Annotated in this window: 16 protein-coding genes; 10 read left to right on the top strand and 6 right to left on the bottom strand. The window is 46.9% G+C overall.

Features of this window, described 5'->3' with window-relative positions; genetic code table 11:
• Window positions 1-126 precede the first annotated feature (126 nt).
• A complete protein-coding gene (locus tag V144x_RS21050) occupies window positions 127-1407 on the bottom strand; it encodes a sialidase family protein (RefSeq protein WP_232102593.1) in 1281 nt (426 codons plus the stop codon).
• 366 nt (window positions 1408-1773) lie between these two features.
• On the opposite strand from V144x_RS21050, the gene V144x_RS21045 reads away from it, so the two are divergent.
• Window positions 1774-3210 carry a DUF1501 domain-containing protein gene (locus V144x_RS21045; RefSeq protein ID WP_144987846.1) on the top strand — a complete coding sequence of 479 codons (1437 nt, stop codon included), beginning with the start codon at window positions 1774-1776 and terminating at the stop codon, window positions 3208-3210.
• A 17-nt stretch (window positions 3211-3227) separates the two neighbouring features.
• Here the strand turns inward: V144x_RS21045 and V144x_RS21040 are convergent, their stop codons facing one another.
• Window positions 3228-3821 carry a peroxiredoxin family protein gene (locus tag V144x_RS21040; protein WP_144987844.1) on the bottom strand — a complete coding sequence of 198 codons (594 nt, stop codon included), beginning with the start codon at window positions 3819-3821 and terminating at the stop codon, window positions 3228-3230.
• 441 nt (window positions 3822-4262) lie between these two features.
• On the opposite strand from V144x_RS21040, the gene V144x_RS21035 reads away from it, so the two are divergent.
• On the top strand, window positions 4263-5270 hold the full coding sequence (locus tag V144x_RS21035) for a Gfo/Idh/MocA family protein (RefSeq protein WP_144987842.1): 1008 nt from the start codon (window positions 4263-4265) through the stop codon (window positions 5268-5270).
• Between the two features lie 49 nt (window positions 5271-5319).
• On the opposite strand, the gene V144x_RS21030 is transcribed toward V144x_RS21035, so the two are convergent.
• The gene (locus V144x_RS21030; RefSeq protein WP_144987840.1) at window positions 5320-5679 is read right to left on the bottom strand and encodes a DUF6122 family protein; all 360 of its coding nucleotides are present in this window, start codon (window positions 5677-5679) and stop codon (window positions 5320-5322) included.
• A 49-nt stretch (window positions 5680-5728) separates the two neighbouring features.
• The gene (locus tag V144x_RS21025) at window positions 5729-7051 is read right to left on the bottom strand and encodes a Gfo/Idh/MocA family protein (protein WP_144987838.1); all 1323 of its coding nucleotides are present in this window, start codon (window positions 7049-7051) and stop codon (window positions 5729-5731) included.
• A 270-nt stretch (window positions 7052-7321) separates the two neighbouring features.
• Between V144x_RS21025 and V144x_RS21020 the strand changes: the two genes are divergently transcribed.
• The 5 genes from V144x_RS21020 to V144x_RS28815 all read left to right on the top strand — a co-directional run bounded on the left by V144x_RS21020 (window position 7322) and on the right by V144x_RS28815 (window position 12646).
• Entirely contained in the window at window positions 7322-8344 is a 1023-nt protein-coding gene (locus V144x_RS21020; RefSeq protein WP_144987836.1) for a DUF1559 domain-containing protein, read from the top strand.
• Between the two features lie 175 nt (window positions 8345-8519).
• Complete coding sequence (locus V144x_RS21015) at window positions 8520-8969, top strand: hypothetical protein (RefSeq protein ID WP_144987834.1); 450 nt, start codon at window positions 8520-8522, stop codon at window positions 8967-8969.
• A 233-nt stretch (window positions 8970-9202) separates the two neighbouring features.
• A complete protein-coding gene (locus V144x_RS21010; protein WP_144987832.1) occupies window positions 9203-10576 on the top strand; it encodes a DUF1501 domain-containing protein in 1374 nt (457 codons plus the stop codon).
• A gap of 191 nt (window positions 10577-10767) precedes the next feature.
• Window positions 10768-12228, top strand: coding sequence for a 3-keto-disaccharide hydrolase (locus V144x_RS21005; RefSeq protein ID WP_144987830.1), 1461 nt, complete (start codon window positions 10768-10770; stop codon window positions 12226-12228).
• Window positions 12218-12646, top strand: coding sequence for a hypothetical protein (locus V144x_RS28815; RefSeq protein WP_232102592.1), 429 nt, complete (start codon window positions 12218-12220; stop codon window positions 12644-12646). Before V144x_RS21005 ends, V144x_RS28815 begins: the two co-directional genes overlap by 11 nt.
• 24 nt (window positions 12647-12670) lie before the next feature.
• On the opposite strand, the gene V144x_RS20995 is transcribed toward V144x_RS28815, so the two are convergent.
• Together V144x_RS20995 and V144x_RS20990 are read right to left on the bottom strand one after the other, a co-directional pair.
• Window positions 12671-15919: an inverse autotransporter beta domain-containing protein gene (locus V144x_RS20995; RefSeq protein WP_144987828.1), complete on the bottom strand. Its 3249-nt coding sequence runs from the start codon at window positions 15917-15919 to the stop codon at window positions 12671-12673.
• A gap of 214 nt (window positions 15920-16133) precedes the next feature.
• Window positions 16134-16841 carry an SGNH/GDSL hydrolase family protein gene (locus V144x_RS20990; RefSeq protein ID WP_144987826.1) on the bottom strand — a complete coding sequence of 236 codons (708 nt, stop codon included), beginning with the start codon at window positions 16839-16841 and terminating at the stop codon, window positions 16134-16136.
• Window positions 16842-17107: 266 nt separating this feature from the next.
• On the opposite strand from V144x_RS20990, the gene V144x_RS20985 reads away from it, so the two are divergent.
• The 3 genes from V144x_RS20985 (at window position 17108) to V144x_RS20975 (ending at window position 22179) form a co-directional block, all read left to right on the top strand.
• Window positions 17108-18484, top strand: a complete 1377-nt coding sequence (locus V144x_RS20985; protein WP_144987824.1) for an alkaline phosphatase family protein — start codon at window positions 17108-17110, stop codon at window positions 18482-18484.
• 295 nt (window positions 18485-18779) lie between these two features.
• Window positions 18780-19181 (top strand): BlaI/MecI/CopY family transcriptional regulator, encoded by a 402-nt coding sequence (locus V144x_RS20980; RefSeq protein ID WP_144987822.1) that lies wholly within the window; start codon window positions 18780-18782, stop codon window positions 19179-19181.
• 10 nt (window positions 19182-19191) lie between these two features.
• Window positions 19192-22179 carry a M56 family metallopeptidase gene (locus tag V144x_RS20975; RefSeq protein ID WP_144987820.1) on the top strand — a complete coding sequence of 996 codons (2988 nt, stop codon included), beginning with the start codon at window positions 19192-19194 and terminating at the stop codon, window positions 22177-22179.
• Window positions 22180-22198 lie beyond the last annotated feature (19 nt).

Raw genomic sequence — 22198 nt, 5'->3', positions numbered from 1 at the left:
CATGGATGGGAACAAAACCGCTCAAAAAGCAATACTGTGTGATTTAGAGAGCCATCAGTAAGCTGATGGCTCTCTTTTTTAATACGACCCGTTCTGATTCTGACGAGTGTTAACTGATTCAAAAGATCAAAGAGCAAAATCAGGTAGATTTCGGTTTGGTTTGTTCCAGCGAATTCTTGAGAGTAAGAGATCACCCTTATAGCCACCTCGGGGAAGCCACTCTCCGACAGTCACGCAAGACTCATTGGGGCTGAGATTCGTCACATCAAAGTTACCCATGATGGCGACCTCGTTGGGTTTATTGACTCCATCACCCACTAGAGGCAGCACAACTTGTTCTGACTCCCGAATCAGACAGAGTTTTTTCGGATCAACGCGTGCGACCCACAATGGAGAACGCCAACGGATAACATTTTTGTTCGATTTATCTTTTCTCGTATAGACCAGAAAGAGTTCATCGGAATGAGTGAGCCAGTGTTGTTGTGTCGTTGACATGCCAATTGGCTGGCCATCGTCCCAGGCCCAGGCTGTTTTTCTGTGGTAGTTCAAACCGTCCGGGCTGACGGCAACATATCCATGTCCATCCTCTGCGCGAATGGTCATGAAGAATTGATTCTGGAACCGCGTGATGGAAGGTTCGAGTAAGCCACGCCCGACATTATTTTTTAAAGGAGGCCCCACTTCCAGGATTTTTAGTTCTGAGCCATCAAACGAACAGCGAACTCCGGCTACCATGCGATGGTCTTTTTCAGGTCCAAATGTGAACGACATCATGATATCGCCGTTAGGCATCACAATACGTTGCCCACAATTATTGGTATAGATAAATGAACCGCGTGGATCGTCCCATTCCAGAATTTTCCGTTCCGACCAGATGCCATTTTTTTGTCGCACTGCATACACCGGATAGCGTGCCAGTTGATCGCCTCTTGCAAATCGAGGTCCGCGATAGAAGACGACATGTCCCAGGGAAAGAATGGTATCTGTCTTTTGATGGTACTGCGGCGTCACATCACAGACCCCTGCCATCAATCCCGGGTGTCCTTGAACTGGATCACGTCCGAGTGCTGGAATTGGTTGGGGAATACTCCAGGTCATTCCTCGATCCTGGGATTCACTCCAGTGGACAGGGCCAAAATAATCTGAGCCTCCAATCTCCTGCAAATTGGCAAAGAGTGTCGCTTTCCCGTTTTTACCTGGAATCAGGCAAGTGCGTGGGTGAAACCAGGTTGTTCCAGACCCATTACGATTACGAAAGATCGTTTCTTTTGTAATCGATTTGATTAGTTTGGCGTTTTTCTTGTTACTGTAGGCAGCTTGCAATGCAGTAGTCCCAATGGGACTTACCATCGCTAGTGCAGTGGAATTCACAAAACTACGACGGGAAATAAGTGAATGACGAGTCACGAATTTATGCTTTCTATTAGAGAAGATGTTTCATATGCATCAGGCGTAACGAAATCATAGACAACTCTTTGTTACGTTTACCAATTAAACTCTCACTTCTACTGATTGTACTAACGTCATCAGGAAACGAGGTACCTCGCTTCAAAGATACTTAATTCTGGGAGTGATTCAATACATTATAATCAGTTTCACATATGAGTTGTCTTTCCCGACTTCCAATCATAAATTCATGAATTACCGAATTGCGCAATTATGTGAAAAGCATATTTATCATCGAATCGGTCTTGATGTTTTCTAGACATATCGGTAGTCTTTGATGTGTTGCTAAGGCTAAGTGTCCATCTATAAACCAGTGAGATGTAATCAATGCTGACAGTCAATGGTTATAAACAACGAGTTTGTTCTGGTCTGTCGCGGCGTGAAGCGTTGCAAGTGGGAGGCGCGGGGTTGTTTGGTCTCAGCCTGCCGGGTGTCCTGGCTGCTGAAGAAACGGTTGGCACCTTTGGCAATGCAAAGGCGAAGTCTGTCATTTTTCTGTTTCTGTTTGGTGGTCCAAGTCAGCTTGAATCATTCGACATGAAGCCGGAAGCTCCAAGCGCGATTCGTGGGCCGTTTACTCCGATTCACTCACGAACCCCGGGTTTACAAATCAGTGAGCACCTGAAGCGTACTGCGAATATTTCAGATAAAATCTGTGTGATTCGTACAATGACGCATCCACATAATGATCACAATGCTTGCCACTATATACAGACCGGACATAAATGGACCCGGTCAGCTGCCGATGGAGGGGATGTCAATGCCCGCTCGACCGATTGGCCCGCAATGGGAAGTGTCGTTGAATACCTTTCACGCAAAGCCTCGGATGCTCATGATCGTAGTCTTCCCGATTATATTTATTTACCGAATAAGCTGGGGGCGCTGCAGGGGTTGGAACGCACTGGACAACACGCCGGCTGGCTTGGCTCAGCCTACGACGCGTTTGCGACCAACATTCGCAAACGGAACTCGGCGGACAATCCCTATTTTCGCGACTGCAACGATGAAGAACTGGATTTCCGTATTCATGGTTTAGCGACGACGAAAGCGATTACATTAGACCGTTTGAACAAACGAAGCAGTTTGTTAAAACAGTTCGATCAAGCAAACAAATCATTCCACAATGATCAGGTTTATGAGAATTACGACCGCATCCAACAGCGTGCCCTTTCGCTGGTCACGTCGAAAAAGATGCGATCGGCCTTCGATATTAAGCAGGAGTCGGCTGCGATGCGAGATCGTTATGGTCGGCATCTGTTTGGTCAATCGGCTTTGATGGGACGACGAATGGTAGAAGCAGGGGCGCGGTTTGTCACAGTCTGTTGGGATGCCCCCGATGGTTTTAGCTGGGATTCGCATCGTAGTGCGCATTATCTGGAAAAGTATCTTTTACCCGGTTTTGATCAGACTTATACCGCGTTGATTACCGATCTGGAAGAACGTGGTTTGCTCGATGAAACGCTAATCGTCACCATAGGTGAAATGGGCCGGACACCAAAAGGGACAAGTAATTGGGGCCGCGGGCACTGGTCACACTGTTTCCCCTGTTTACTTGCCGGAGCAGGGATCCGTGGCGGTGTTCTTCATGGAATGTCCGATGCCCATGCCGCTTATCCAGTAGAAAACCCTGTCAGTCCCGAAGACCTTGCAAAAACAATCTACTGGTCACTTGGCATCGATCCCGATCTCTTTCTTACAGATCAGGAAGATCGTCCGATCCCCATCATCGAGAGTGGCAAACCGCTCAAACAGTTGTTTGGTTGATCTTCGAATTCTTGCGTCTAACTTGATGAGCTTAAGGCTTTCAAAACCTCTTTTACGTTGGATCGATTTCCGTGGGTCTTGCTGATTTTGGCAAACTTCACTTTTCCATCTGTGCCAATGACAAAGGTTGATGGATATGCTGTTTCGTTCTTTGCATCCCAACGCAGACCATAGGCATTCGTGAATTTGTAATCGGGATCGAGCAGGAATTGGAAGTTAGCTGGAAGCTTAATATTTCGGGTAAACTCACTTGCGCGTGAGCTGAGATTTTTTGCGGTGCCGGGATAAACCATCACAACGGTTGCATTTGCCGATTTCAGTTTCGCAGCGCTCGTGATAAATTGACCCACCTGCCGTGTGCAAAGAGGACATTGATATCCAGGGTAGCCTCGCAGCACAAGCAATACGACGGGGCCTTTTTTGAGTTCATCTGAGAGCTTAATCTGCTTGCCGTTTAAGTTGGACAGCGAGAAATCCTTGGCAGTTTTTCCCACAGCAGGGGGAGATGTATTTTCTACACCAGCGTACACATGGGGCTGAGATACATTTTGGGACAACAAAATTAAAGTCAGAGTCAATGTAGTTTTACTTACTATATTAAACAGTTTCATGAAATCAGTTCCTTAATTGTAAACGATACGAGCTGAGAGATTTGTTGATGTGTGGAATTGAAATTAAACGAAAGTTCTCGTATTCAGCGCTATTCGTTGTATTCAGTTGCAAATGGTTCACGTATTATCTGATGTTGGTTAAAGAACCGCAATCAAAATTCTCTTGACTTGGGAAGATTATAGCTTCAACACATATTTCAAAATGTGAGGAACATCACAGAATCAATAAATAAATCAGATAAGTCATCAACAGACTAAATGTTAACTCTATGAAACATCTTCGATGATTTAACAATAAAATTTTCAACTGGCGAACATAAAATTGGGAGAATCTAGTCTATTTATTGTTTTATATAGATTTGATACGCTGATTTGAAAGTGATAGCTCGCTCTTGAAAATTAAATGGTTATTGAAGGCCATGACATAACTGAGGTAATACCATGAGTCAATCAAACAGAGTTCGTTGGGGAGTCATTGGTCTAGGTTGGTTTGGTGAAGTTCATGCCGATAACCTTGCCGAAATTCCGGAGATTGAATTGGCGGCGCTCTGTACTCGACGGCCTGAACGGTTAAACGAAATCGGAGAACGGTTGGGAGTTAATCGGCGGTATACAGATTATCGCGAGCTTCTGGCAGACACTGAGATTGATGTAGTGAGTATTACGACGCATATTAATGACCATCGTGACATTGCCATCGATGCACTGCGCAGCGGAAAGCACGTCTTGTTGGAAAAGCCGATGGCACCAACGGTGGCTGACTGTGAACAGATTGTTGAAGTTGCCAATAACGCAAAGGGCTTCTTCATGGTGGGGCACATCTGCCGGTTTGATCCCCGGGTGACGATTGCCAAACAGGCCATTGATGAGGGGCGGATTGGTAAAATCATCTCAATGCATGCGCGACGTAACCTGTCGAAGGCAATTGGTCAGACAGTACTTGATGACATTTCGGCATTGATGGGCGATGGAATCCATGATGCAGATCTGATGCTTTGGTTCAGTCAAGCCAATGTATCGACCGTGTATGCACAAGAGGTACATCCGGGGCAGAACAAATTCCCTGACGGTGGCTGGTCTATTGCACGACTTGATAACGGTGCAGTCGCCGTGGTTGAATCGGTCTGGCATCTACCGGAATCAACGCCCTACGCCATTGATGCACGACTGGAGGTAATCGGCACAGAAGGAGCCCTGTATATCAACTGCGGTGAAGCAGGCCTGACAATCCACGACGCGCGAGGCGTCAAAATGCCAGACACAATGTATTGGCCACGTCCGTTCGGTAATTACTTTGGTGTGCTGAAAGAAGAGCTATGTTATTTTGCAAACTGTGTAAGAAATAGCGAAGCCCCAGATCGGATTACGCCTGCGGAATCGTGCGCTGCAGTTGCCTGGATGGAAGCGGCGACCGAGTCAGCGCAAACAGGCTCGGTGATTACGTTCTGAAGAAGCGGTTCTAAGAAATAAAGCCCCACTATTTCTAAATAGTGGGTTCTCACTGAAAATCACAGAACAGACAGTGTCCGCCGAGAATGCAATCGATGGCATCCGTGCAGAGATGCCACAAAAGTCCGACTGCGACAGCGCGCCATTTCCAGGAGGGAATTGCCAGCAGACACAGATAAACAATTCCCGCCCAGATTGTGTGAAGCGGATGAAATCCAATACTGCAACGGTTTGGATCAAAAATGGGGTCAGCTAAAAGATGATCCACGTCGATGAGCATTGTGGCCAGCATGATGAGCCCGGCTTTCCACCAGTTCTCTTTCCAGAACAATTTCGCAATTACGAATGGTACCAGCAGGTGGCATGAATAGTGGATGATATGCCTGACGAGATCAGGTACATTTTCCATATAAACCGCACTTCTGTTTATGGTTTTACATTATGAGTTTCAGTTTTACTTACGTTGGTAAACCGTAAGGACTGCGATAGGTTTTGTCTAGCATTCCGTTGGCTTCGTCACAGTCAATGAATTGTTCTTTTATGGGGTCAAAATCAAGACGCCCGCGGGTGCGGTAAGTGATTTCACCCAGATGCACCAACGCGCAACTGCGATGCGCGGTTTGCGGGTTGGCTTTTGTGGGCTTGCGAGTTCGTACTGCATTTAAGAATTCCGACATATGTTCGGCATAACCGCGTTGTCCTCTCAGAGCTTTTCCCTCGGTAGGACCTTTTTTGTTCTTGGACCCCAGGAATACACTGAACGCACCTCGCCGTGAGAAGATCATATGACCTTCCGTCCCGTAAAATACATTACCGTTATCAAAGCCGTGCAAACCGTAGGATGTGAAGGGGTAATTTTCGTAAATCAGTAGTCGACCATCAGGGTACTCATAGGTAACATTCATGTTATCAGGGTATTCGCTGGCGTGACCGTGTAACATCATACGACTGCCACGGGCGGTAATTTGCCGGGGCAGGGTTTCAACTCCCAGTCCCCAGGCTGCCATATCAAGATCATGAATTCCGTCATCTCCTATTTCACCATTGGCATAATCACGGAACATGCGCCAAGAGCCGTGAAAACGATGTTGATTAAACGCACGCTTCGGTGCCGGTCCGAGCCAGCGGTCATAATCAACACCATGGGGAGGAGCACTATCGGGAACGGGTTTGACAACGCTTCTTGATTCCGCGGTCCAGGCACGGGCGATTTTGACTTCGCCGATGATTCCCTGTTTTAATAGTTTTTCAGCCTTTTGTGTCACAGGGCTGTTGCGCATTTGGCTTCCCTGTTGCACCACGCGTTGATACTTCTTAGCTGCCTCTATTATTTGGTGCCCTTCGTTATAAACGTGTGAAATTGGTTTCTCAATGTAAACGTCCTTGCCTTCCATCATGGCAGCGATTGTCATCGGAGCGTGCCAGTGATGAGGTGTGGCGATAATAACTGCGTCTACATTTTTATCAGTGATGACATCTTGAAACTGAGCGGTTTGTTTAGCTGCCTTCGATTGAAAGCCATTCAAATACTTTGCCGTACGTTCGATTTGACGTGGATCGACATCACACAGATACGAAATGGAGACCGGCTCTTTGCGTGCGACGAGTCCTTTGACATGATGTCCCATAATTGAGCCACATCCGATAATTCCCACGTTTAGTTTTTCCGGGACCTCAGCACCAAATGTGTGGACTCCACCTAAAGCTGATGTTGCAGCCGTGATTGCTGCAACTTTGGTTGAATTCTGTAGAAACCTTCGTCGTGTCTGTTTGTGATTCATGGCTTGTACCCTTTTCCTCTATTTCTTCACGATTTGTTAATGAAATATTTATGAAAATATCAGAGAGCCCAATCCGTGTTAACTTCAAGTTAGCAATCAGTTAAATGTCATTGTACTGAGCATATCGACATTGAAGTGTAAACAGTCGATGGATAACGTAACCGCGTCATTATTAAACATTACTTTTATACCATAGTTTAAGTAGTGTTTCAGTATTTACCCTGATTTGCGGACTTTTCTATCCACATTTTTCAAAATAAGGAATTCACGATGCGAACTCATTCGTCTTGCCGAACTGTTCCCGGGCTTCATCGTCGTTTTGCATTCACTTTAATTGAATTGTTGGTCGTGATTGCCATCATTGCGATCTTAATTGCGCTGTTGCTTCCTGCAGTCCAGCAGGCACGAGAGGCAGCCAGACGTTCTGCCTGTAAAAATAACTTGAAACAACTCGTCTTGGCATTACACAATTATCACTCGACCTATTCCGTGTTTCCTCCTGGTAGCGTAAACGGACGAGGCGATAATCCGAACGGCGCTCATGGGTCTGGAACAGCTGCCATTGGTGGTTCATGGATTTTGATGTTGCTGGCAGACCTTGAGCAGTCGGCCATGTTTGATGATTTCATGACGATTGCGAACGAACGACCGGAAGTTCTCGATTGGCTTGGAAATGGTGTTTATACTTCACAAGGGATGGACGTGGGCAGCAAACAAATCAGCTCGATGCTATGTCCCTCACATCCTAAAAATAAAGAACAGTTTGCCAATGGAACTGGTTTAGAACACCTGGCCCGAGGCAATTATGCAGCCAACTATGGCAAAGCAGGTTATGGTCGGATTCATACAAATAATGGCAGTGTGGGAGGCGTCTTCGGCAATAACTCCAGCATTGCGATGCGAGACATTATTGATGGGACTTCGAACACGCTGGCGTTAAGCGAGCTAAAGTTTCGGCTGCAGGACTCCACGGGACCATCCAGCCAGGATACGCGTGGTACCTGGGCATATGGAGTGATGGGAGGCAACGTTTTCAGCACTCAGACTGGACCAAACAGTTCAACGCCCGATGGTATTTGGGGCTGCCGCAGTTTCCCCGCTGAAGACATGCAATGTGTCCAGATTGGTTCGCCTTATACCGAGATGTATTCAGCGGCGCGCAGTTATCACATTGGTGGCGTTCAAGGGGCGATGGCAGATGGCTCTGTACGATTTTTCTCTGAGAACATTGACTTAACGCTCTGGCAAGCCTTGGGTACACGAGGTGGTCGCGAAGTGGTGGAAGGTTTCTGACCCGAACCTTTAGCATCTCGTATTCGATTTACTCAGTCTCTATTCATTTTGAATTTGACTTGTAATGTTCCTTACAAAAGGTACGTTGCGTCGAGTTCTTTTAGTTCGAATAAGCACTATGATTTCATTTAAACGACGAACTTACGCTCTCTGTTTTTTTCTGAACTTGTCATTTATGATGATTGGCTGCGGTGGTGACGATAGCTTACCCGTTTATCCCACTGGTGGTGTTGTTCTCTATGATGGCAAGCCCATGGTGGGAGGAGGGGCTATTTCATTCACTCCACTCTCAGCACAAAAAGGTAAGATGGCCGGTGGAATTATCAAAGAGGATGGCACATTTGTAATGTCAACTTATGATGAGGGAGATGGCTCAATCGCTGGGGAATTCCGAGTCGTCGTTTACCAAACAACGGTGCAAGAGCCAGAAACTGTGGCAGAAGATAGTGATGGAACTAAAACGGGGAAAAACTTTGAGCCCGCTCCCTCTGAGCCAATTCAAACTGTCGACAAGAAAGATCGTATCCCAACCCTCTATTCGGATGCTGTGAAATCACCAATCACAGTCAAGATCGAGCCGGATGGTCAAAATGAGTCGTTAAGTATTGAGCTGAAACCCATGTAATCTTTTTGATTCCACGAAAATTAATGAAAAAACTGTCTTAGTTTTTAGTACTGATTGTATCTCAAGTGGTGTAAACAGTATCGCTGTAAGAAGGAGATTAAGCGGATTCCAGAACTCTGGAATCATCCGATTCAATTCCGTTTGATTCAGAAATCCATCTCTGGTATCATATCAACATCCTTTTATGTTGATTAATGGGCTTTGCGATTCTTTGTTTCCAGGGAAGAGATTTCATGCTGACGATTCTTGGTAAACCGACTGCGAACAACGGTTCATTTTGTGATGGTGTTTCTCGCCGTAGCTTCTTGAAAATCGGAGGCATGGCCCTTGGTGGGATTTCACTACCGGGTGTGCTCAAGGCCGAAACTGAGAGCCGAACTGGCAGCAATCACAAAGCGATTATCAATATCTATATGCCCGGTGGTCCATCACACATTGATTTATGGGACCCTAAGCCGGATGCGCCCATAGAAATACGTGGCGAGTTCAACCCGATTCAAACGAATGTACCCGGAATTCAAATCTGTGAACTGTTCCCGCGAATGGCTGCCATGATGGACAAGTTCATTCCCGTGCGTTCTATCTCTGATGCCGACGGCAGACACGATGCTTATCAATGTATGACGGGCAGACGTTTCAATAGTCGCAAGCTACCCGGAGGCTGGCCGGCAGCGGGGGCCTTTGTCTCGAAACTGCAAGGTCCAGTCAATGCAGCGGTCCCGTCGAATGTGGCCCTGATGTATAAAACGGGTAACGGCACTTGGGGCCAACCTGGTACGGGTGGCTTTCTGGGAGTTCAACATTCGCCATTCAATCTGGTAGGGCGTAAAGCCCGTAGTTCACCTGAGAATATGATTCTGCAGGGGATCACACTCGAACGTTTACAAGACCGGGTTCAGTTACAGCGCGCGTTTGATACGTTTCGTCGAGACGCCGACACTTCGGGATTGATGGAAAGTATGGACGTGTATGGCCAACAGGCGATGAATATTTTGACCACCTCGAAACTGGCCGATGCATTGGATCTCTCGAAAGAAGATCCGCAAATTCTTGCCCGTTACGGTAAAAGTGATGAAACATTTCAACGCGATGGTGCGCCCCGGATGATCGAAAATTTCTGTCTGGCGCGGCGACTGGTCGAAGCGGGTGCCCGGTTTGTTTCTTTGAACTACAGCCGTTGGGACTGGCACGGTCCCGATGGTATGAACTTTCCCAAGTCTCGGGAGGAATTTCCACTACTCGACCAGGGGCTTTCCGCTTTAGTGACCGACTTGCACGAACGCGGCCTTGACAAAGATGTGTCCGTTGTGGTCTGGGGTGAGTTTGGACGGACGCCGAAGATTAATCGAAATAACAGCCGCGACCATTGGCCGAAAGTCTCTTGTGCGATGCTCGCTGGTGGCGGTATGCAGACCGGTCAGGTGATCGGCAAAACCAACCGCAACGGCGAATACGCGATTGACCGCCCCGTCAAGTTTCAGGAAGTCTTCGCCACGCTATACCAAAATGTCGGCCTGGATCTCAACGGTACCCGCATCTTCGACACCAGCGGCACGCCGCAGTATCTGGTAGACCAGGGCATCGACCCCATGCGCGAACTGATTTGATTAACATATCAAGTGTATTTGGTGTTGTCTGGAATGCAGAGTAGAGTAAAAAGCCCAGACCTAATACTATTAAACCTTTATTGCTTTCCTGTGCATGTTCTTCGTGATCTTGTTTACAATTTCACTTCACAAGCGTTAAACTATTACACGCTAGACGCGGGCATAACATTCATCTTCTGTGAGGAATCGCTATGCGCAAGACTTATGAATTGACTGGTATCGTATTGTGTTTGGTCGTGTTTTCGGTATCAGCGAGTGCTGAAGACACCGTGCTCTTTAACGGGAAAGACCTTGATGGTTGGTCTTATCATCAGAACGATAAACCAGAGGTGGAACTAAGTGACGCCTGGGTGGTCCAGAACGGATTACTGGTTTGTACTGGAGTATCAAAAAGTTTCTTGATGCACAAGGGGCAGTTCAAAGACTACGTGCTCACTCTCGAATGGCGAGCAAGGCGTGTGAAGAATGGAGTCACCGTTGAGGCCGCAAGTTCAGTTTACATACATACGATAGATGAGCCAGGCGCCTTTTTGGCTCCGAAATCGGTTGAGATATCAATCAACAATGATATCGGTGCGGTTTATTTTCGTGATGTGAAATCGTCTACAGACCCAAAGAAGTGGGCCTTCCGGGCGCCCAAGCTTCCCAGGAAAGTGGAAAAAGACTTGGGCGAATGGAACCGTTTGAAGCTGATCAGCCGTGGGAAACGACTCACGGTTATTATCAATGATGTGGTAGTGAATCAGATTGACGGTCTGAACCGGACCAAGGGGGCGTTTGCTATCAAATCTGTCCCCGGATTTTTTAAGGCTCCCACTTTTTACCGGGACATTCGAGTGCAACCTGTTTCCGATGCTCATTTGAAAGACGAGAAGAAGGCAACGCAACAATTGGCTCAATTCAAAGCGGAAATTGCCAAGAAAGAGGCCACTGAAAAAGCAATGCGTAGCGAAGCAGAACGCAAGAAGCAGATGAAACAAAAGGCACTTGCCAAAGGCTGGGTCGACGTTGACATCGCTCAGGAAATTGATTTCAAGGCTGATGCATTCCACTTGCCGTTTCCTGCCAATGCACAAAAACTGGAATTTGATGCCAAGTTCAAGGATATCAGCTTTACCAGTCCTTCTACACTCGCAAAGCTGACCAGGTTCTATCAAGTCGAAATGGCTAAACGCGGTTGGAAAGTGGCTGAGAAAGAACTAGAGGAAGATTCGATTGATGTGACCTTTAAAAATGGCAAAGCGGAAGTTGAGTTGAGCTTGAATGAACGATCGAAGGGAATCAAAGTCGACATGGACTGCAAAGGACTATCTTTTGAAGGCTCAAATGATCCTGCGGCCCTCGCTGCTCTGGGTATTGCGCAACCAAAGGGACATCTTTTTCTTCAGAAAGAAATTCAATTTCCTGAGAATATTCAGTCTCTGAAGTACGATGACGACGATCGTTGTACGTTTAAGTCTAGCATGGAATTGCAAAAGGCATTCGACTATTTTGGTCAGCAACTGCGTAACAAAGGTTACCGAGAAACGCGGCGCCCTATCGTCAGCAAAAAACGACGCTATACCGAGTTCGCCAAAGATGGCATTGAAATCAGTGTCAATGTCTTCACCGACGCGGTCGGCTCCAGGATCATTCTTGAATATGATGAGTAATGTGGAACAGCTCGATTCCAAAAGTGTAAGCACTAGTTTAACACCTAAAACACATTTTGCCTTACTCGTAATGAGCTTTCTTACCTGGGGCTTTTTCGTATTGTTAGGGTTGCCTGACTATTATCAAAGCTGGAGCTTTGCCGCGAAAATAGTCATTTGCATAGCAGTGACTTTACTGTATATCCCGCTGACACCTTTTATTTTGAAGCTGATCGACAATAAAAATTTTGTTAAGAATTCGTTATGGCTGGCATTTTATTTAACGTTACCATTATTCGTTTATGACTACATCTTTATCGTTCTGATCGGGGGAGACAACATCACGTTTGTGTTCCGATATTGGTATCTGAGCTTCTTTTACTTCTCGTTCTGGATTCAATTCCCACTGATTGCCAGATTTATGAAGAGCTCCGAGTAAAAGTTATCTGACACTGCGTTGACTTTAAGGGAAGTAGTTGACAGTGCCGCTACCGGTTGTAAAGACATGGGATGGTGGTATGCCGTTTTGATCAGCAAGATCGGCGGCGTTACTGGCTCCAGTCACTTTTATGGTAGTACCGCCATGTGTATGTAATACGATCGTCCCAGTGCCGGCTGTTCCACCACCCAGTCTATTGTCAGTAATATTTACTCCCACTTCCTGAGCACCGTGATTTGCTTCAGCAAGAATACTATCGTTATTCAGGGCAAAAATTGAAGATTTCGAAACAGTGAGGGTGGCACAATCCGTTGCCCGCATACCGATGCCTGTATTTGAGAAGAGACTGGAATCGGTGACATTGATATTACTATCGCCCAGCGACCAGGTACTGTTGGCAAGATGGCCGTTGGCTGTGATTGTACTGCCATCCTTGATCGTTACATCAGTATCGTGAAAATGATAGATACCGTGACCATTGGCTCCGTTGGTCGTGATACTACTGTTAGTAAAATCTATATCAGAATTGCGGGTTCCAAAGATACCGTATGCACTTGTTCCATTGGTCGTAATATTAACCATGTCATAAATCTTTATTTTGGGAGTTATAAATAGCACGGTATCTAAATGAGTGTTAATACCAACTGCACTTTCTCCATGAGTCGTAATATTACTACCGTTGTAAACAGAGACGTCGCTGGTGCCCAGTGCATAGACACCAAATGCATCTTTACCATGGGTGGTGATACTGCTGTGATCCATTTTGACTAAAGCATCGTCTGGCGCAAAGATGCCGTAAGCTCCCTCTCCGTGGGTCGTGATGTTGCTGGTAGAGAACGTTAATTCGGAAGATTCAAAGACATAGAGACCTAAAGCACCTAATCCATGAGTGGTAACATGACTACCGTTGTAAACATACACATTGCTCATCTTCTGTGAAAAAATCCCGTATGCTGTTTCGCCATGAGTGGTGACATTACTATTGTAATCAAGGGTCGCTTGGGATGAATCAATTGATACGATACCATGTGCGTCTTTTCCGTTGGTGGTGATATTGCTGCTATTGGTGACCGTTACTTTTGAGAAATCCTCTGTATAGACGCCATATGCACTGAGTCCGTTGGTGGTAATGCTGCTGCCGTGATCGACTGACACAAGAGTTGCAGCCGTATCCTTCGTATTGATGCCGTATGCGAAATTTCCATGCGTGGTGACACTACTGCCGTAATCTACCAACGCCTGAGATGAATGTACTGAATAGATACCATGTGCATCATTTGCGTTGGTGATCACCTTGCTGTTATTGGTGAGTGTTGCTTTCGAGGAGTTGAGCGTATAGATGCCGAATGCATTAAGCCCGTTGGTGGTGACGTTACTGCCGTTGTCAACCTTCACGACAGAAGTGCCTTGCGAAAAGATACCGAATGCGTTGTCTCCATGAGTGGTGATACTACTATTGTTATCAACGGTCGCCTGGGATGCATTTTGAGCAAGAATACCGTCTGCATTGAGTCCGTTTGTGGTGATGTTACTGTTATTGGTAAGCGTCGCTTTCGAGGAGTTCAGCGTATAGATGCCGTATGCGGAGTGCCCATGTGTGGTGATACTACCACCATTATCAACTGTCGCCTGGGATGAATCTACCGCATGGATACCGTATGCATTGGGCCCGTTAGTGGTGATGCTACTACCATGGTCGACCATCACAGCAGAAGTATCCTGGGTAAAGATACCATATGCGGTGTCTCCATGGGTGGTAATCGTACTACTGTTATCAACCGTTGCCTGAGATGTGTTCTGTACAAGAATGCCGTAAGCATCTTTTCCGTTAGTGGTGATCTTACTGTCGTGATCGAGGGTCACAACAGAAGTGCCCTGCAGATGGATGCCGGCTACATTATCTACTGTGGTGTTGATCATCACATTGTCGATCACTGAGCTTGCGACGTTATTTCCAAAGATGCCGGCTCCCGTAGCTGGGTCAATGATTGACAGGTTCGATGCAAGAGTACTATTTGCGAGTTCGATTGCGTTATTTGTTGAGTTTTGAATGATGGGAATCATACCACCTAAGCCATTACCCGCCGGCAGGGCCACAGATCCCAGTTGCAAGGTATTGACCCTGCTTGCGAAGTTACCACCTTCACCGAACAGACGCTGACCATCCTGAAGCTGCAACGTTCCCTCTCCAGAAAAAGTGCTACCGGAATAAAGATAAACATTGTCACCGGTTTGGGAATTCGCGAGAATATCACCCAGGTTGTTGAGCGGGTTTTCATAGGTGCCATCACCGCCATGGGGGGCTGTGCTATTAACATGTACAACCCGTAATGCACTTCCGTCTGGATTAGTGAGTGTGACATGACCTTGCACCGGTGGGGGGCCGATGATACCTTGCGCGACAGTGATCGCCGACTTCCGATATACGGGGTCGTTCATTAAAGCATAGGATGGACGGCGAAACACTGGTCGGTCTCTTTTCAAAATATCCGTGTAGAGTGTCGCCCCAAAGGTGACCTGTGTTTTAAAGAAACGATCATGCTGAATTCCCAGATTGAGAACGACACTATTGGAAAAATTTGTGTTCAACCGTCCTGAAATACCAGGGGCATCTGTCAGGCCGGGGTTATCGTAATAATAGGCGCCTAGATAACCACTGATAGTGGTCCCGTCGATGAGATCTTCAGCAAGTTCTCCACCAACCTCGCAGTCGAAGCCTCGCAACGATTGTTCAATCTGTGACTTTTGACCAATCAAGGTATCAAAGAGCAGGGAGTTGTTTTCAAACAGCAGTGTTCCTGTTCCGCTGCCTCCCAAACCAGTTGAAAGAATCGTACGATCCCGGCCTACAGGAACATAAAAGTTATTTCGAAACTGTAGACGCTCGAACATCAGTTCCCAACCAAAACCAACCTGACGGTATGTGGAGAAAGCAGTCCGGCGTTGATCAGTGAAGACATTGATTCCCCAAAAGCCATCGAACCCGAGCTGTCCGCGGAGCCCGGTACCCAGGTTAAAGCCAAATTCGGAATTATGATCGACCAGTAACCGTGTGTCAAAAAAAAGCAGTAGATCTTCATCACCAAAGGGTACAAACGCGCGGAAGTCAGAAAAATTCTCATCTATGCCATTCTCTGGAGTTTGTGTGTGGTGGCCGAAGCGTGGTGTAAAATCTTGCGCAAAAGCTGTGGATGTTCCATGGAGCGCAAGTAGAATCAACAGACCTGAACGGATCAGAATTTGAGATCTTGATTGTTGTGAGTTCCGTCTCATTCTGATTTTCTACAAGTGAAAAAATCCTATAAATAACTCCATTTTTGTATTGATATGTATATAGATTTTCGACGGAGGAGAATGCCTTTCTGTGACTAAAGGAGATATCGAATTTTATTTTGATATGAATCATTCCGCATAGTCTTGCTATACAGGTTATAGAGCCTGATTATACCGGTTATTCAGAAAGAATTGAAAAAAGTATCTGGCACTTTTACTCTGTCAATTTCGATTGGTCCGCCAGGATCTGTTTGAGGTAAGCCGGATAATTCACTTTAGTAGAGCCTTGAGTCAGGCTATCACCGAAACAGATGACTTTCTCAATGTTCAAGTTTTCCATTACCAGCTTTTGTGCAACCAGTTTTGCCAGCAGTTGATAACCTTGTGGAGTGAGATGCACGCCATCCTTCAGCCCACTATTGGCGACGTTGCGAATAACGCTGGTTTTCTGTTGATCGGCGATCTTGTTTTGTATGAGATATTGATGAAAATCGAGCAAGGGGATCTTTCGCTTTTGGGAGATGTCTAACAGAATGGAGCGTACTTCCTGCATTCGTTGAACGGGGGATTGATCAGAAAATTTTTCAGGATCATGTCTGCTGAACAGCAATTCTGGAATACACGGGGGTGGGGTCATCAGTAATACTTTCGCGCTACTGGCCTCGATTCGATCAATGAGAGTATTCACATTCTGTTTGTAGACCTTTGCCTCGACAAAGCCGCCCGAATTGAGTCGGTCATTGGTCCCTACCATGAGGACAACGACGCTTGGATGATGCGCGAGCACATCGCGATTGAGACGTTTCAGCAGTTGGGAACTACGATTGCCTCCGACACCCGCATTAATCACTTCAGCGGCACTCGCATTTTGCAGCAACGCAAAGACACAGACTGTTAAGTAAATGGAAACGATTTTGTGCATGCTATTTCTCCTCAGTAGACCTGTTCGAGTATCAGAAGAGATCTGCAGAAAAACTTAGCCTGACCATGATTTTATAGTGAGTTTTCATGGTACAGAATACCGTATGAAAGAGGCAAGCAAGACTTCAAAGATAATAAATTGTTCATAACGAGAGAATAATCTTGGTTGCATTGACTACGCGGGTACCACACAATGGAGATGAGCCTAGCTGATGATTTAGGACGAATGACTGAGTGATTTTAATACAAACTTTGGAGATATCGTCAATGCACGAAAAAATGATCGTTTTTATTCTAGTGAGCTTTTTGACCTGCAATTTGGGAACTGTATCACAGGCTGCGGAAGCTCATGATGATCGTTGTGTGGTCTTAGTGAGTGTGGACGGACTGGCAAATTTTTATCTGGATGATTCTCTGGCAGATATGCCGACGTTAAAAAAACTGGCAAAAAATGGGGCACGCGCTGATGGGATCGTTTGCTCGTTTCCAACGGTTACCTGGCCCAATCATACCACACTGGTTACCGGCACAACGCCTGCTAAACATGGAGTCATTGGGAATAACTATCTGGACCGCAAAAGTGCCTCTCCAGTGCCGTTTATTCCCGATCCCCTGTTCGACAAGGATCAGATTGTCAAGGTACCTACCATATATGATGTCGCGCATCGGGCAGGGTTGGTGACAGCAGGGATTATTTGGCCCGCGAGCCGCAACGCCCGCACGCTCGATTGGACTGTACCGGACATGTTTGGTAAAGAGGCCTGGCCGAAGTATGGAACGAAAGTCTGGCTGGACGAATTGCGGGAAGCTGGTTTGCCCGTTGATCTGCATGGTGCATGGACGCGTGAGAGCGGCGGGGGTGTGAAACGGGATTGGCTGTATACCCGCATGGCCCGGCATCTGTTCCAAAATCATCCGCCCAATTTGTTGTTGATTCACCTCGTCGAGGTAGATCATGTTGAGCACAAACATGGTCCCAGGAGTCCTGAAGCCTACTGGTCGGCCAGCTATGCCGATGATCGTCTGCGAGATCTTGTGGAAGCGGTGAAACTCTCTCCCTACGGTGAAAAGACGACTTTTGTGATTGCCAGCGATCATGGTTTCTATCCGATTACGAAAGATATCCGACCGAATGTCATGCTTAAAAAGGAAGGGCTATTGTCCAAAGAGAAAAAACAGGCTTATTGTCTGGCACAAGGGGGGGCCTGCATGGTCTATGTTCTGGATGATGCAAATCGCGCGGAAACCATCAAGAGTCTGAAGAAAAAACTTGCAACTATAGAGGGAGTTCAGTCTGTACTCAATGCCGACGAATATACGAAACTCGGTCAACCCACACCAGAGCAAGATTCCCATGCACCGGACTTATGGCTGGCGGCGAAATCGGGTTATTCGTTCTCGAACAGTCAGTCAGGCGATGAAGTAGTGGCCCCGCGTAAGACCAAAGGGGGGACACACGGTTATCTTCCCGATGATCCGGACATGCTCGGAACACTGGTTATCTCAGGTTACGGTATTAAGCCAGGCACCAAACTTGGCAAGGTCCAGAGCCTTGATGTGGCTCCCACCATCGCAAAGCTGTTGGGAGTGAAACTGCCTACTGCTGAAGGAAAACCGCTGACTAAGGCGTTGCAGGAAGACTGAATGACGATGGCTTCATCGGAATCAATGAGTGAGGCTTTTTTGTCTTTTTCTTGAGCGGAATGGCGCTAGCCACCGGTCAAAAAGCAAGAGTCATAATACCGGCGGCTAGCGCCGTACCGCTCAGCTCGGTGTGCAGAAATCAATAAAGGACTATTTTCCTTAATCATGCCGTGACTAGCGTCCCTTTCGTTTTTAGATTTCCTTTTTTCTCTCATATTGCTGTTGACGACAGTTGTCGTTTATATATACTGACGACACATGTCGTTTAACTGGTCATACTCAGGGAGTTCACACGATGACGAATGCCGAGGGGACATTAACAGCGGCGCAATACCAGATTCTCGAAGTGATTTGGAACGGACCGAAGGTTGGGATGACGGTTACGGAGATCTGGGAGAAAATTTGCGAGCAACGAGAAGTGACACGGACGACTGTCTTGAATCAAGTCGATCGTCTGGAGAAACGTGGTTGGTTGCAGCGAAAGAAACATGACGATGGTTTTCGCTACGTGGCGACACAGAGTCGAGAACAGGCTTCTCGTGAAATTGCTGAAGAGTTTGTCGATTCGTATTTTGCAGGTTCTGCCAGTGATTTGCTGATGAGCTTGCTGGGGACTAAGAAGCTGAAGCCAGCTGAGATTATACGCTTACGTGAAATACTCAATTCGAAGTCATCAAACCGCAAGACGAAGAAGTAGGAGTTCCTCAATGCCATTCTTCCCATTTTCTGCTCAGGCCGCTTTGCTGATTTTTAATGTTGCTCTGGCTTCGATTATTTTAAGCCTCGTGGCTGTATTGGTCGGATTATGGGCACGTCGATGGACGTTACCGACGCGGCATGGATTATTTTGTATTGCCCTTGTATTAATTTTGGTCAGTCCATTGGCGAGCTGGGTTACTTCTGGTCTGGGGTTTGGGGTTGTGCCGATTGCCATTGGCTCATTAGATCGTGTGGGTTCGCCTGCTTTAGAATCGTCTCTACCTGCTGAACTGGCTGGTGATGGTGTTCCTGTTCCGGTTTCATCACCCAATTTGATCACAACAAAAACACACGACACAGACGATCAAAGCAGGATTGAAAGTTCCTCTACTGTCGAACCGAAGCAGGAAACAGTTGAGATTGCCGCTGATACCATGCCGAAGAATTTGGCGGGAACTGAGTCACCAGGAACACCCGAATCAAATCAAAAACTTTCAAGTGTCGAAGTCATTCGAACTATTGGTGGCGTGATTGCGTTAGTTTGGACAGCCGTTGCTTTTTGGCTTCTAGCGAAGCTCGTTCGTGGCTTGTTTGTCATTTGGCAACTGAGACGCTCGCTACAGCCAATAACCGATGTACGCATCATTAATGCAATGCATCAAGTCTATCCTAATAAGGAGGGAACTAAAACCACAACTGTTTTTGAATCGCCAATAGCACCTGCTCCATTGACTCTGGGGCTCTGGCGATCAGTGATTGTTATGCCGGAAGGATTGGCTGAGTCACTGAATGATGAAGAAATTGCCTGCGTTCTGGCTCATGAGGTGGCACACGTTACGCGCCACGATACGTCAATCGCAATACTTCAACAGTTGGCTGGTATCGGGTTTTGGTGGAATCCTTTGCTGCGACACATCAATCGGCAGATTGGCTGTTTGCGCGAACGCATCTGTGACGATCACGTGGTTAAACGATTGGGCGATGGGCTACTGCTAGCCGAAGCGATTGTGAAAGTTGCCGAATGGTCTACTAACCGAAAGGTACCTATTCCATTGGCCACAACCTTACTCGACGATGCGGGTGACATTGAACAACGCATCACGCGACTGATGAAACCAGATCGAACATTTTCTATCAAATTGAGTGCCAAATCGGCGGCGCTCATTGGTCTGATCGGAATCGTTCTCGCTACGATACCACTGGTACCAGTTGTACGCGCTCAAGTCGTCAGTCCAAGAACAGATTCTCCCACATCGTTTGTTACCGATAGAGTACCTACGGTTGACACGGTCGCAGTTCCACAACTCAAAACCAAAATCGAACCGAAGATCAAAGTTGACATCGATCAGAAGAATCGTAAGTTAGACAAAGCTAAGTCAGCGGTAATCATCAAACAAAAAAATACACTTACCGGTCGCATCGTAGATAAGCAGCAACAGGGAATCGGCGGTGCCGAGATGCTTCTGGTGTCCTACTTAGACATTCAGACTGGACGCATCAGTAAGGGGCGAGTTATTGATTCGACGATTGCAGATTCAGAGGGAAATTATTCTTTCAAGCTTTTGGCTGAAGAGATCAAGAAGCAAAGATTCGTTTCGGTTTGGGCTAAGGCCGACGGTTACGTGGCCAGAGGCAGTCGTTGGTCAGCCACGAATTCTGCTGTATCCGAAAGAAAACCGCTTGAGATATCGTTGGCTGCGACGGCTGGAACGTGGGTGGATGTGCTCGACCCGGCTGGAAATCCGCTTGCGGGCGTGCGCGTGATCCCGCGAAAAATTGTTTTTAGTCAAGGAGCGGTAGGTGATCCGTTGCCCCCAAAATGGGAAGTGCAGTCGACGGGAACTACCGGCGTAGACGGAAAGGCCCATATGCCACATGTTGTTCCAGGATCTCTGTATGAACTCGTTCTTATTCCACCCGGTAACATGGGGAGCATGCAATATAACTTTAATTTCTTCCTGAATGTACGCCCTGCAAAAAAGGCGCCGCACTTCACGTTGCGTCTGCCTGAAATGGGATCAGTGAAGGGACAATTGGTTGTTGCAGAAGGATTCGCGTTACCAAAGGATTTACAGTTGACGTTACAATCAGTGCCGCGAATGCCACCAGGATTCAAAAATATTGTTGATGTTCCGATTGGTGCTGACGGAAAGTTCTCCATCGATAAACTGGCGGTAGGTTCGGTTTTTGTTCCGGCGTTTTTATCTAAGAACCAACCTCTGCGTGCCAATGTGCCTGGCCGGATCGAGGTGAAAGCAAATCAGGAGACTCAGCTCAAAATACCAGTCGCCCCTGGTATCAAAGTTTATGGACGAGTTCAAAAGTCTGATACGAAAGAGAACGTTAAGAACTACGGAATGACATTGATCTATGGACAAACCGTTAGTAACCGTGGGGCAGATTTTGACTGGTTAAAGTTCAATCTGGTGACCGACGCTGAGGGACGATTCCAGTGCATTGTTCCGCCGGGGCCCATCAATTTGCGATGCACCCAATATGCGGATGGGTACCGGGCGGTAACATCTTGGTTGCCCCGAAAACAGAGGGGGCGCTTAGGAATGAAATTTGAAATCCCGGACCAGGATTCTTTCGATTTGGGAACGATTGAGCTTGTGAAAATGGTTCCGATTACAGGTCAGGTTGTCGACCTCAAAAATGAACGACTGATAGGTTGGAGCGTCTACGGTTTCCCGAAGATTCCCGGATTTACTCAGTCGGAAACCATGAACTCGATGGCAGGAGTCGAGACCGATAAAAAGGGGACTTTCAAAGGCAGTTATCCTGAGACTTACCCGCCTGCCTACTGGAGAGTCTCTCATCGGGTTTGGAAGACGAGGTACGAATGGGATAATCCTAATTACGCAGCCAAAGTCATTTCTCATGAGCCGTTCGTCCTGCAAGTCGATACTTCAAAGGAGTGGCAGTATGGAGAACAGATTCCCTACGACACGATCCCTTTGCAAGAAAGAATTTCTCCATCTGACACAGATCAATAGAATGTAGCCTCTGTTTCAC

It is taken from the genome of Gimesia aquarii (assembly GCF_007748195.1).
GTDB lineage: Bacteria > Planctomycetota > Planctomycetia > Planctomycetales > Planctomycetaceae > Gimesia > Gimesia aquarii.
Note: the sequence above shows the minus strand (reverse complement) of the source record. Positions and strands in the feature narration are given on the sequence as shown.

What these genes read in the sequence shown, in the direction of transcription:
- V144x_RS21045 (WP_144987846.1), top strand. Translation starts at nt 1,774, where the DNA reads ATGCTGACAGTCAATGGTTATAAACAACGAGTTTGTTCTGGTCTGTCG.
- V144x_RS21040 (WP_144987844.1), bottom strand. Translation starts at nt 3,821, where the DNA reads ATGAAACTGTTTAATATAGTAAGTAAAACTACATTGACTCTGACTTTA.
- V144x_RS21035 (WP_144987842.1), top strand. Translation starts at nt 4,263, where the DNA reads ATGAGTCAATCAAACAGAGTTCGTTGGGGAGTCATTGGTCTAGGTTGG.
- V144x_RS21030 (WP_144987840.1), bottom strand. Translation starts at nt 5,679, where the DNA reads ATGGAAAATGTACCTGATCTCGTCAGGCATATCATCCACTATTCATGC.
- V144x_RS21025 (WP_144987838.1), bottom strand. Translation starts at nt 7,051, where the DNA reads ATGAATCACAAACAGACACGACGAAGGTTTCTACAGAATTCAACCAAA.
- V144x_RS21020 (WP_144987836.1), top strand. Translation starts at nt 7,322, where the DNA reads ATGCGAACTCATTCGTCTTGCCGAACTGTTCCCGGGCTTCATCGTCGT.
- V144x_RS21015 (WP_144987834.1), top strand. Translation starts at nt 8,520, where the DNA reads ATGATGATTGGCTGCGGTGGTGACGATAGCTTACCCGTTTATCCCACT.
- V144x_RS21010 (WP_144987832.1), top strand. Translation starts at nt 9,203, where the DNA reads ATGCTGACGATTCTTGGTAAACCGACTGCGAACAACGGTTCATTTTGT.
- V144x_RS21005 (WP_144987830.1), top strand. Translation starts at nt 10,768, where the DNA reads ATGCGCAAGACTTATGAATTGACTGGTATCGTATTGTGTTTGGTCGTG.
- V144x_RS28815 (WP_232102592.1), top strand. Translation starts at nt 12,218, where the DNA reads ATGATGAGTAATGTGGAACAGCTCGATTCCAAAAGTGTAAGCACTAGT.
- V144x_RS20995 (WP_144987828.1), bottom strand. Translation starts at nt 15,919, where the DNA reads ATGAGACGGAACTCACAACAATCAAGATCTCAAATTCTGATCCGTTCA.
- V144x_RS20990 (WP_144987826.1), bottom strand. Translation starts at nt 16,841, where the DNA reads ATGCACAAAATCGTTTCCATTTACTTAACAGTCTGTGTCTTTGCGTTG.
- V144x_RS20985 (WP_144987824.1), top strand. Translation starts at nt 17,108, where the DNA reads ATGCACGAAAAAATGATCGTTTTTATTCTAGTGAGCTTTTTGACCTGC.
- V144x_RS20980 (WP_144987822.1), top strand. Translation starts at nt 18,780, where the DNA reads ATGACGAATGCCGAGGGGACATTAACAGCGGCGCAATACCAGATTCTC.
- V144x_RS20975 (WP_144987820.1), top strand. Translation starts at nt 19,192, where the DNA reads ATGCCATTCTTCCCATTTTCTGCTCAGGCCGCTTTGCTGATTTTTAAT.